The sequence below is a fragment of the Brevundimonas sp. genome (assembly GCF_032107865.1).
Taxonomy (GTDB): Bacteria; Pseudomonadota; Alphaproteobacteria; order Caulobacterales; family Caulobacteraceae; genus Brevundimonas.
The window spans coordinates 1-9,501 of the sequence record NZ_DAMCNG010000108.1 but is presented as its reverse complement, the minus strand read 5'-3'; the positions used below and the strand labels follow the sequence as shown (position 1 = coordinate 9,501).

11 protein-coding genes and 1 pseudogene are annotated in these 9,501 nt (G+C 67.6%); 6 read left to right on the top strand and 6 right to left on the bottom strand.

Going from position 1 to position 9,501, the window contains the following annotated elements; translation table 11 throughout:
• The 3 genes and pseudogenes from RT567_RS10165 to RT567_RS10155 form a co-directional block, all read left to right on the top strand.
• A pseudogene (locus tag RT567_RS10165) lies at positions 1 to 208 on the top strand (phosphogluconate dehydratase); the annotation flags it as partial.
• 11 nt (positions 209 to 219) lie between these two features.
• A complete protein-coding gene (gene glk, locus RT567_RS10160; RefSeq protein WP_313576271.1) occupies positions 220 to 1,188 on the top strand; it encodes a glucokinase in 969 nt (322 codons plus the stop codon).
• 73 nt (positions 1,189 to 1,261) lie between these two features.
• A complete protein-coding gene (locus tag RT567_RS10155; RefSeq protein ID WP_125902169.1) occupies positions 1,262 to 1,564 on the top strand; it encodes a hypothetical protein in 303 nt (100 codons plus the stop codon).
• 73 nt (positions 1,565 to 1,637) lie between these two features.
• On the opposite strand, the gene hmgA is transcribed toward RT567_RS10155, so the two are convergent.
• The 4 genes from hmgA to RT567_RS10135 all read right to left on the bottom strand — a co-directional run bounded on the left by hmgA (position 1,638) and on the right by RT567_RS10135 (position 5,649).
• Positions 1,638 to 2,930, bottom strand: a complete 1,293-nt coding sequence (hmgA, locus tag RT567_RS10150; RefSeq protein WP_313576268.1) for a homogentisate 1,2-dioxygenase — start codon at positions 2,928 to 2,930, stop codon at positions 1,638 to 1,640.
• Between the two features lie 90 nt (positions 2,931 to 3,020).
• The gene (locus tag RT567_RS10145) at positions 3,021 to 4,139 is read right to left on the bottom strand and encodes an acyl-CoA dehydrogenase (protein WP_313576266.1); all 1,119 of its coding nucleotides are present in this window, start codon (positions 4,137 to 4,139) and stop codon (positions 3,021 to 3,023) included.
• 4 nt (positions 4,140 to 4,143) lie between these two features.
• The gene (locus RT567_RS10140; RefSeq protein ID WP_313576264.1) at positions 4,144 to 5,328 is read right to left on the bottom strand and encodes an acyl-CoA dehydrogenase family protein; all 1,185 of its coding nucleotides are present in this window, start codon (positions 5,326 to 5,328) and stop codon (positions 4,144 to 4,146) included.
• 63 nt (positions 5,329 to 5,391) lie between these two features.
• Entirely contained in the window at positions 5,392 to 5,649 is a 258-nt protein-coding gene (locus RT567_RS10135; protein WP_040347054.1) for an Lrp/AsnC ligand binding domain-containing protein, read from the bottom strand.
• Between the two features lie 50 nt (positions 5,650 to 5,699).
• Here RT567_RS10135 and RT567_RS10130 point away from each other — a divergent pair, with 50 nt between their 5' ends.
• Together RT567_RS10130 and RT567_RS10125 are read left to right on the top strand one after the other, a co-directional pair.
• Positions 5,700 to 6,539, top strand: a complete 840-nt coding sequence (locus RT567_RS10130) for an alpha/beta hydrolase (RefSeq protein WP_313576262.1) — start codon at positions 5,700 to 5,702, stop codon at positions 6,537 to 6,539.
• A gap of 29 nt (positions 6,540 to 6,568) precedes the next feature.
• On the top strand, positions 6,569 to 7,243 hold the full coding sequence (locus tag RT567_RS10125; protein ID WP_313576260.1) for a bifunctional 4-hydroxy-2-oxoglutarate aldolase/2-dehydro-3-deoxy-phosphogluconate aldolase: 675 nt from the start codon (positions 6,569 to 6,571) through the stop codon (positions 7,241 to 7,243).
• A 221-nt stretch (positions 7,244 to 7,464) separates the two neighbouring features.
• Here the strand turns inward: RT567_RS10125 and ppa are convergent, their stop codons facing one another.
• A complete protein-coding gene (gene ppa / locus RT567_RS10120; RefSeq protein ID WP_313576258.1) occupies positions 7,465 to 8,022 on the bottom strand; it encodes an inorganic diphosphatase in 558 nt (185 codons plus the stop codon).
• Positions 8,023 to 8,150: 128 nt separating this feature from the next.
• Here ppa and RT567_RS10115 point away from each other — a divergent pair, with 128 nt between their 5' ends.
• Positions 8,151 to 8,837 (top strand): DUF599 domain-containing protein, encoded by a 687-nt coding sequence (locus RT567_RS10115; protein ID WP_313576256.1) that lies wholly within the window; start codon positions 8,151 to 8,153, stop codon positions 8,835 to 8,837.
• Positions 8,838 to 9,075: 238 nt separating this feature from the next.
• Here the strand turns inward: RT567_RS10115 and RT567_RS10110 are convergent.
• A partial coding sequence (locus RT567_RS10110) for an N-formylglutamate amidohydrolase (protein WP_313576254.1) occupies positions 9,076 to 9,501 on the bottom strand: 426 nt, incomplete at its 5' end.

The window sequence follows — 9,501 nt, the reverse complement described above, 5'->3', positions numbered from 1 at the left end:
GAGCGCGCGTCCGGCGGCGACGCGCTCGCGCGCCCATGCCGAGGGCTCGTCCTGGGGCTATGGCCGCGAGTTGTTCGGCGCCTTCCGTCAGGCGGTGTCGACGGCGGAAGAAGGGGCCAGCGTCTGCTTCGCCGCCCCCATCGGCGCGAACGGCCACGACGACGGCCCGCCCGATCCCAACCTGGTCGATCGCGCCGTGGACGCCTGAGGGAGAACCGCATGACCGATCCCCTGCTTCTGGTCGGCGACGTCGGCGGCACCAACGCCCGCTTCGCCCTGGCACGCATGGTCGACGGACGCCCCCAGCTGGAGCATTTCGAAAGCTTCCCCGCCGAGACCCACCCGACCTTTCTGGAGGGGGTGAAGGCCTATCTCGACGGCTGTCGGGTCAAGCCGACCGGCGGCGTCATCGCCGTGGCCGGGCCGGTCACGGACGGCGCCATCGACCTGACCAACTCGCCCTGGCGCGTGTCGGAGAGCGAACTTCAGACGCTGGGGCTGAACCCGATCCGGCTGATCAACGATTTCGAGGCCCTGGCCTGGGGCGCGCCGGTCGTGCCCGAAGACGAACTGGCGTCCCTGGGCGGCCCGGCCCACGGCGATCCTCACGCCGCCATCGCCTTGGTCGGACCGGGGACAGGCTTCGGCGTAGCCGCCCTGGCGCGCGACGCCCACGGCCGGGAGATGGCCCTGCCCAGCGAGGGCGGCCACGCCTGTTTCGCGCCGGGCGACGAAGTCGAGGACGAAGTCCTGTGCATCCTGCGTCGCCGGTATGACCGCGTCTCCATCGAACGGCTGATCTGCGGGCCGGGCCTGCTGAACCTGCACCGCGCCCTGGCCGAGATCGACGGCCGCGAGACCCATATAGACGACCCCGCCCAGATCACGGCCCAGGCGCTGGAGACGCCCGACAGCCCCTGCGGCGCCACCCTGGCCCGGTTCTGCGCCATGCTGGGCGCTGCGGCAGGGGATATCGCCCTGACCACCGGCGCCCGCGGCGGGGTCTATATCGCAGGGGGGATCGTGCCGCGCATCCTGCCCTTCATCCAGGCCAGCCCCTTCCGCCGACGGTTCGAGCGAAAGGGCCGGTTTCAAGACTATATGGCCGCCATTCCGACCAAGGTGATCCTGCATAAACACGCCGCCCTTCTGGGCGCCGCGCGCGTGGCCTTCGCCGAGGCGGGCTGAAAATGTGATCACGGGCGCGTGAACCGAATGTGATCCTGCGAGTTTCCAAGGTTCAACCATCTGGAGCACCATCATGCGCAAACTCGTTCTCGCCGCCGTCTCCGTCGCCGCCCTCACCGGCCTGGCCGCCTGCCAGAACCCGGCCGAAAAGGAAGCCGACGCCCGCGCCGACGCCGTAGAGGCCCAGGCCGACGTGACGGCGACCCAGCTTGAGAACCAGGCCGACGCCGCGCCGACCGCAGCCCAGGCCGACGCCCTGAACGCTCAGGCTGACGCCGTGGAGAAGAAGGCCGATGAGAAGGCCGACGCCATCAAGGCCGAGGCCGGCAACGTCGACGGCGGCATGACCACCTCGAACACGCCGCCGAAGTCCTAAACGGGCCTCGCACAGAAGAAGGGCCCCGTCGCGATCGCGGCGGGGCCCTTTTCATATGGGGTGCGGGAAGGCTTCAGACCTTGCCCTTTTCAAAGCCGGTCCAGCAGTCGTCGTAGTCGAGCTGCATCAACGGCGTCTGTTCAGCCCAGGCCGTGGTGCGGATCGGCATCCGCGTCTCGAACATGAAGGCCAGAGTGTTCTCGATCTTGTGCGGCTTGAGGTCCGCCCTGGTCGCGCCGTCCCAGCTGGCCTGATCCGGGCCGTGACCGCTCATGCGGTTGTGCAGGGAGGCGCCGCCGGGAGCGAAACCGCCCGCCTTGGCGTCATACTCGCCGAAGATCAGCCCCATGAACTCGCTCATGACGTTGCGGTGGAACCACGGCGGACGGAAGGTGTTCTCGGCCACCATCCAGCGCGGCGGGAAGATGACGAAGTCGCAGTTGGCCGTCCCCGGCGTGTCGCTGGGCGAGGTCAGAACGGTGAAGATCGACGGATCGGGATGGTCGAAGCTGACCGTGCCGATGGTGTTGAACCGTGCCGTGTCATAGCGGCAGGGGGCGTAGTTGCCGTGCCAGGCGACCGCGTCCAGCGGGCTGTGGTCGAAGGTCGTGGCCCACAGCTTGCCGCCGTATTTCTGAACGCACTCGGTCGGGCGATCCACGTCCTCGAAGGCGGCGACCGGCGTCTCGAAATCGCGCGGATTGGCCAGGCCGTTGGAGCCGATAGGGCCGAGATCCGGCAGGCGGAAGGGTGCGCCGTAGTTCTCGCAGACATAGCCGCGAACCTCGCCATCGACCTCAACCCGGAAGCGGACGCCGCGCGGGATGACGACGATGTGGCCCGGAGCCGCCTCGATCACGCCCATCTCGGTGACGAAGCGCTGCGCCCCCTGCTGCGGCACGATCAGCAGCTCGCCGTCGGCCGAATAGAAGACGCGGTCGACCATCGAGCGGTTGGCGACATAGAGGTGGATGCCCACGCCCGTCCCGGAATCGGCGCAACCATTGCCGCCATAGGTGGTCAGCCCCTCGACCCAGTCGGTCGGCTGGTCCGGCGTGGTCAGCGGATCCCAGCGCATCCGGTTGGGGTTGGGCGGCGTCTCGTTGAAGGGGCCGGAGCGCACGCGGCCCTGCTCGAACGGCGCATACGGCCCGTGCTGGGCCGAGGGCCGCAGGCGATAGAGCCAGCTTCTCAGATTGTGATCGCGCGGCGCGGTGAAAGCCGCGCCCGACAGCTGTTCGGCATAGAGGCCCAGCGCCGGGCGCTGCGGCGAGTTGCGGCCGACCGGCAGGGCGCCGTCCACCGCCTCGGTGGCGAAGTGGTTGGCGAAGCCTGTCTGATAGGCGGGCGCGTTGGATCGCGTCATGTCGTTTCTCCCTTACCGGGAGGTGTAGCGAGTGAATCCCGCCCCGTCATCCTGAGCCGCACGGCTTTGCCCTGGATCAATCGGGAAGCGTCAGAAGCCCTGCGCGCGGGCCAGACGTTCGGCGTGGAAGTGGGCGTCGCCGAGCAGTTCGTTCAGCACCCGCACGCGCTTCATGAACAGGCCGACGTCGAACTCGTCCGTCATGCCGACGCCGCCGTGCATCTGGACCGCCTCCTGCACCGCCAGTTCGGCGACGCGACCGGCCTTGGCCTTGGCGATTCCGGCGGCCTGTTCGGCGTCGGGGCGGCCCGCGTCGATGGCCTGAAGCGCGGCCAGCGTGGCCGCCTTGGCCAGTTCCAGCTCGGTGAACAGGTGGGCGGCGCGGTGTTGCAGGGCCTGAAACTCGCCGATCAGCCTGCCGAACTGCTTGCGGGTTTTCAGATAATCCAGCGTTGTCCTGAACGCCTGATCCCCCGCCCCGACCAGTGACGAAGCAGCGCAGGCGCGGCCCAGCGTCAGGGCGGCGTCCAGCGGCCCCTGCCCCTCGCCCACAGCGCCGATGACGGCGTCGGCGTCGACCTGAACCTCGCTCAGGGTCACGCGAGCGGCGTTGTGGGCGTCGACCATGACGGTGCGCTCGACCGAGACGCCTGGCGTCGCCGGATCGATCAGGAACAGGGTCAGGCCGTCATCTGTTTGCGCGGCGACGATCAGGGCGTCGGCGACATGGCCGTCCAGCACGAAGCCCTTGGCGCCGTTTAGCTTGAAGCCGTTGCCCGAGCGCTCGGCGCGCGCAGCGATCTTTGCGGGGGCGTGTTTGGGGCCTTCGTCGACGGCGAGGCTGAGGATGGCCTCGCCCGCCGCGATCCGGCCCAGCCATTTCTTCTGCGTCTCTGATCCCGCCGTCTTCAGCACCGTCGCCGCCAGCACGGACGAGCCCATGAAGGGCGACGGCGTCAGGGTGCGGCCCAAACTTTCAGCGATGATGCCCGCCTCGACGGCGCCGAGGCCCGAGCCGCCGTCTTCCTCGGGAATGACGACGCCGGAAAAGCCCATCTCGCCGAACGCCCGCCACAGGTCGCGTGAGACGCCGTCAGGGTCGCGGCTGTCGCGCAGTTTCCGCAGGTGGGCGATGGGCGCGCGTTCGTTCAGGAAGCCGTCGGCGGCGTCCTGAAGCATAAGCTGCTCTTCGGTCAGGATCAGGGGCATGGGCTCAGGCTCCCGGCAGTTGCAGCAGGTGTTTGGCGATGATGTTCAGCTGGACTTCGCTGGTGCCGCCCTCGATGGAGTTGGCCTTGGTGCGCAGCCAGTCGCGGGCGGCCTGACCGTCGTTCGAGCGCTCGCCCTCCCATTCCAGCGCGTCCGAACCGCCCGCCGCCATAGTCAGTTCGTGGCGGCGCTTGTTCAGCTCCGAGCCGTAGTATTTCAGCATGGAGGCGATGGCCGGATGAGCCTGTTTGGCCTTCATCTGATCGCCCGCCCGCTCCATCGCCAGACGGAAGGCGGCGGCGTCGATGTCGTAATCGGCGATGCGGGCGCGCAGGAGCGGTTCGTCCAGCCGTCCGGCTTCATCCAGCCCGAGGTTATCGGCCGCGACCTGTCCCAAGGGGCGGCCGACGCCCGTATCGCCCATGGCGCCGATCATGGTCCGCTCATGCGCCAGCAGGGCCTTGGCGACGTCCCAGCCTCGGTTCAGCGTTCCGATCAGGTTCTCCTTCTCGACCCGCACATCGTCGAAGAAGGTCTCGCAGAAGGGCGACTTGCCGCTGATCAAGGTGATGGGCCGCGTCGTCACGCCCGGCGTCGCCATGTCGAACAGCACGAAGCTGATGCCCAGATGCTTGGGCGCCTCGGGGTCGGTGCGGACCAGGCAGAAGATCCAGTCGGCCTTGTCGGCGTAGGAGGTCCAGATCTTCTGGCCGTTGACGATCCAGTGGTCCCCCTGATCCACGGCGCGGGTCTGGACGGAGGCGAGGTCGGACCCGGCGCCCGGCTCGGAATAGCCCTGACACCAGCGGATTTCGCCGCGCACGATGGGGGGCAAGAAGCGCTGCTTCTGTTCTTCAGTCCCGAAGGCCAATAGCGCCGGGCCCAGCATCCAGACGCCGAAGCTGTAGAGCGCAGGATGGGCCTTGATGCGGCGCAGCTCGGCGGCCAGCACCTTGGCCTCTTCGCGGCTCAGCCCGCCGCCGCCGTATTCGCGCGGCCATTCCGGCGCGGTCCAGCCGCGTTCGGCCATGCGCTCCAGCCAGACCTTGTGCGCAGGGGTGGGGAAGACGGCGTTGCGCCCGCCCCAGACCATGTCCGCCTCAAGCGGCAGCGCGCCGCGACACTCCGGCGGGCAGTTCGCCTCCAGCCAGGCGCGCGTCTCAGCGCGGAACGTCTCCAGATCGGCCATGGCCGCCCTCCCTCGCGTTCTTGCTTGGGAAGGACGCTAGCCGGTCCTTTTTAAAAACGGAACCTACTTCTTGCTGGGCAGGAAGGGCGAGAAGGTGATGACGGTGAAGGTGTCGCGGATGTGCGGGCGCGTCTGCACCTGCTTGGTCACGAACGTCCCGATGTCGGCGTCCTTGGGCAGTTGGAACTTGGCGAGCAGGTCATGCTGGCCCGACGTCGAATAGACCTCGCTCACATTCTCGACATTATCGACCAGATCGGCCGCAACATCGTTGGCGTAGCCCAACTCGCATTTGATGAAGACGAAAATGGCGGTCATCATGGCCTTCAAGCCTCCCGTTCAAGCGGAGGTCTCTAGCGGATGGAGACGACATGGGTAAGGCTTTGTCGCCCGAGGCGACGCAGATGGAACGGGCCGCGGCCTATGAGGCGGCCTATAACAACCGCGCCCGCGTGCCGGGGCACCCCGCCATTCTGGATCGCTGGCGCAAGGAAGCGTTGCGGGTGATCGACGCCCGCCGCCCCGAGACGATCGAATACGGCCCGTCCGAGCGGCAGAAGATGGAGTGGTTCGACGCCGGCGCCGGCGCGCCGGTCGCCGTCTTCATGCACGGCGGTTACTGGCAGGCGCTGGACCGGGGCTGGTTCGCCTGGGTGGCGCCCGCCCTGCTGGAGCATGGGATCAGCGTCGTCGTGCCGGGCTATGACCTGGCGCCCGGCGTCGCGGTCGGCAAGATCATCAGCCAGATGCGTCAGGCGACGGAAGCGGTCCGCGCCCGCACCGGCAAGCGGCCGCTGGTGTTCGGCCATTCGGTCGGGGGGCATATGGCGGCGGGGATGCTGTCCGAAGGCCGGGCGCGCGCGGCGCTGGCGATCTCGGGCGTGTTCGACCTGGAGCCGCTGGTCCACACCTCCCTGAACGACGCCCTGGGACTGGACGCGCCGATCGCACGCGCCCTGTCGCCGATCCACTGGCCCGCGCCGAACGGAGCGACGCCCGGCGGCACCGCGCTCGATTGCTGGGTCGGTGGAAACGAAAGCAATGAGTTCGTCCGTCAGAGCCGCGAAATGGCCGCCGCCTGGGGCGGCAAGGGCGCAGACACCCATGTCGAGATCGTGGAGGGCGCCGATCACTTCACCATCCTGGACCCGCTGGCCGATCCCGACAGCGCCATGGTGAGGCGTCTGGCGGAACTGGCGACCGCCGAATAGGCTTCGCCCCTCAGAGTGAAGGAGTTCCCATGCGTCACGACCGCCTCGCCGTGCTGACCGCCATCGAGGGGCAGGGGGTAGTGCCCGTCTTCTATCACCCCGACGTCGAGGTCTGCGCCGAGGTGATCCGGGCCTGCGCACGAGGCGGCGCCAGGGCGATCGAGTTCACCAATCGCGGCGACTTCGCCTGGGAGGCCTTCACCGCCCTGTCGAAGCAGTTCGCGCGCACCGACCCCGACATCATCATGGGCGTGGGCTCGATTCTGGATGCGCCGACGGCGGCTCTCTACCTGGCGTCGGGCGCGCGCTTCGTCATCAGCCCCTGCCTGGTCCCCGATGTCGCCAAGGTCTGCAACCGTCGCCAGGTGGCCTATGCGCCCGGCTGCGGCTCGGTGCGCGACATCTCCGAGGCGCAGGAGTTGGGCTGCGAGATCGTCAAGCTGTTCCCCGGCGCCTCGGTGGGCGGGCCGGACTTCGTCAAGGCGGTGCTGGGGCCGATGCCCTGGACCAAGATCATGCCGACCGGCGGGGTCGAACCGGACGAGGCCTCCATCCACGACTGGTTCGGCGCGGGCATCGTCGCGGCGGGCATGGGATCGAAGCTGATCACCAAGGCCGCCATCGAGGCGAAGGACTGGGCTGGGATCGAGGCCCAGGTGCGCCGGACGGTCGAGGTGATCGCGGCGTTCAGGAAGAACGGCTGACCCTCTTTCCTCCCCACTTTGTGGGAGGGGGACCGCGTAGCGGTGGAGGGGCTTGCGACGACGGAACCAAGCAGCCCCTCCGTCTCGGCGCATATCTGCGCCGCGCCACCTCCCCATTAAATGGGGAGGAGAAAGCCGCACTCACAAGGCAAGCGATAGCGCCCACAAAAAAGACCCCGCCGTTTCCAGCGGGGCCTTTCCCATTCAGATGCAGACGCCGATCAGGCGGCGGCTTCGCCCTTGGCGGCCAGCTTGGCCTGGTGGGCCTTCATGCCGGCAGCGATCAGTTCGGCGGCTTCGCCGGCGTCGCCCCAGCCGTTGACCGTGACCGACTTGCCCTTCTCCAGATCCTTGTAGCGGGTGAAGAAGTGCTCGATCTGCTCGATCAGGATGGCGGGCAGCTGACGGTAGCTGGAAACCTCAGTGTAGTAGGGGTTCAGCTTGTCGACCGGCACGGCCAGGATCTTTTCGTCGCCGCCGGCTTCATCGACCATCTTCAGCACGCCGATCGGACGCGAGCGGATGACGCAGCCCGGCACCACCGGCGTCGGGTTCAGCACGATCACGTCGCAGGGATCGCCATCGTCCGACAGGGTGTGCGGCACGAAGCCGTAGTTGCCCGGATAGTACATGGCGGTGTGCAGGAAGCGATCGACGAACAGGGCGCCGGATTCCTTGTCCATCTCATACTTCACCGGCAGGCCGCCCTGCGGGATCTCGATGATGACGTTGATGTCCCACGGCGCGTTGGGGCCGACCGGGATGGCGTCGATGTTCATGATACGCTCTTGTTGCAGGTGCGAACGGGGAGAGAATTGACGCGCGTGATAAGCTTTGCGCAGCTTTACGGCAAGCGTCGCGGCGATCACGCTTGCCTTGCGGCGGCCGACGTGGCGTCAATCCAGACATGAGTCTGTTCGATTGGATCGCCCTGTTCGTCTTCTTTGTGGCCTGGCTGGGCTATGGCCCGCTGATGCGTCTGGTGGCGCGGCGCAGCGGCTCGCTCAACATGGACATGCTGTCGGTGCGCGACGCCTGGATGCGCGCCATGACCCATCGCGAGATGCGCTTGATCGACAGCCAGTTGATGGGCCATTCGATCAACTCTGGCTCCTTCTTCGCCTCGACCAATCTGCTGCTGATCGCCGCCGTGGCCGGGGTGCTGTTCGGCGGCGAGGCGGCCATGCGCGGTTTCGCCGCCGTCGGCGCCGAGCCCGTCGCCCCGCGCCTGATGGAGGCCAAGCTGGCCGTGGTGCTGCTGTGCCTGGCCCGCGGCTTCCTCGACTTCATCTGGGCGCTGCGCCAGTTGAACTACACCGTCGCCCTGATCGGCGCCGCGCCGGAAATCCATGAAGAAGCCGACCGCGTCGCCTATGGCCGCGCCGTGGCGCGCGTGCTGAACCCCGCCCTGACCAGTTTCAACCAGGGCGTTCGCGGCTATTATTTCGCCCTGGCGGCCGCCGCCTGGCTGTTCGGGCCGCTGTGGCTGATGCTGGGAGCCGTGTCGGTGTTCGCCCTTCTGGCCTGGCGCCAGCTGGCCTCGCCTGCCGCCAGCGCCATCCGGCAGGCGCGCCGCCTGCTTGAACGAGGCTGATTATCTCGCATCTGCGAAATCAACGAAGCGCGCCCACATTTCAGGATCATGGGATTGAACGGCAAACTCCGTAACACCCCGTGATTGTATAAGATTGAATCGAGACTTGTGTTTTTGTGCGCTGCAAACTAGCTTGGTTTTCGACGCTTTCGAGCGTCTTGCCCTTCCTGGGCGTTTCCTCCCTATAGACTTTCAAAGCCGCGCCGTTTGGCGCGGCTCTTTTTTTGCCTGACCGCCCTCAGGCGCGATGATCAGAGCAAAGCTCGGCGATCACCCGACGCAAGGCCGAGCGACAACGCTTCCACCCCGGCGACGGCGCCCAGGCTGCCTCATCCCAATACAAGCCTCGGCTCAGCTCGACCTGGACCGCCTGAAAGCCCTCATCCGGCCGCCCCCAGGTCTGAGTCGCATAGCCGCCCGCATAGGGTCGGTTCAGCCCGACCGTCAGTCCCTGCGCCTCGAACAGCCGCCGCAGACGCCGCGTCAGCAGCGCCTCGCAACTGGTCCCGTGCCGGTCGCCCAGCACCACGTCCACGACCCCGTTCGTCGCCCGTGCGGGCATGGAGTGCCAGTCGATCAGCACCGCCCGCCCGAACTCGGCCCGCGCCGCCTGCATCATCCCCGCCAGGGCCGCATGATAGGGGGCGTGCACCCGCGCCACCCG

Excerpts from the sequence above, each read along its gene's own strand:
- glk (WP_313576271.1), top strand. The coding sequence starts at position 220 with ATGACCGATCCCCTGCTTCTGGTCGGCGACGTCGGCGGCACCAACGCC.
- RT567_RS10155 (WP_125902169.1), top strand. The coding sequence starts at position 1,262 with ATGCGCAAACTCGTTCTCGCCGCCGTCTCCGTCGCCGCCCTCACCGGC.
- hmgA (WP_313576268.1), bottom strand. The coding sequence starts at position 2,930 with ATGACGCGATCCAACGCGCCCGCCTATCAGACAGGCTTCGCCAACCAC.
- RT567_RS10145 (WP_313576266.1), bottom strand. The coding sequence starts at position 4,139 with ATGCCCCTGATCCTGACCGAAGAGCAGCTTATGCTTCAGGACGCCGCC.
- RT567_RS10140 (WP_313576264.1), bottom strand. The coding sequence starts at position 5,328 with ATGGCCGATCTGGAGACGTTCCGCGCTGAGACGCGCGCCTGGCTGGAG.
- RT567_RS10135 (WP_040347054.1), bottom strand. The coding sequence starts at position 5,649 with ATGATGACCGCCATTTTCGTCTTCATCAAATGCGAGTTGGGCTACGCC.
- RT567_RS10130 (WP_313576262.1), top strand. The coding sequence starts at position 5,700 with ATGGGTAAGGCTTTGTCGCCCGAGGCGACGCAGATGGAACGGGCCGCG.
- RT567_RS10125 (WP_313576260.1), top strand. The coding sequence starts at position 6,569 with ATGCGTCACGACCGCCTCGCCGTGCTGACCGCCATCGAGGGGCAGGGG.
- ppa (WP_313576258.1), bottom strand. The coding sequence starts at position 8,022 with ATGAACATCGACGCCATCCCGGTCGGCCCCAACGCGCCGTGGGACATC.
- RT567_RS10115 (WP_313576256.1), top strand. The coding sequence starts at position 8,151 with ATGAGTCTGTTCGATTGGATCGCCCTGTTCGTCTTCTTTGTGGCCTGG.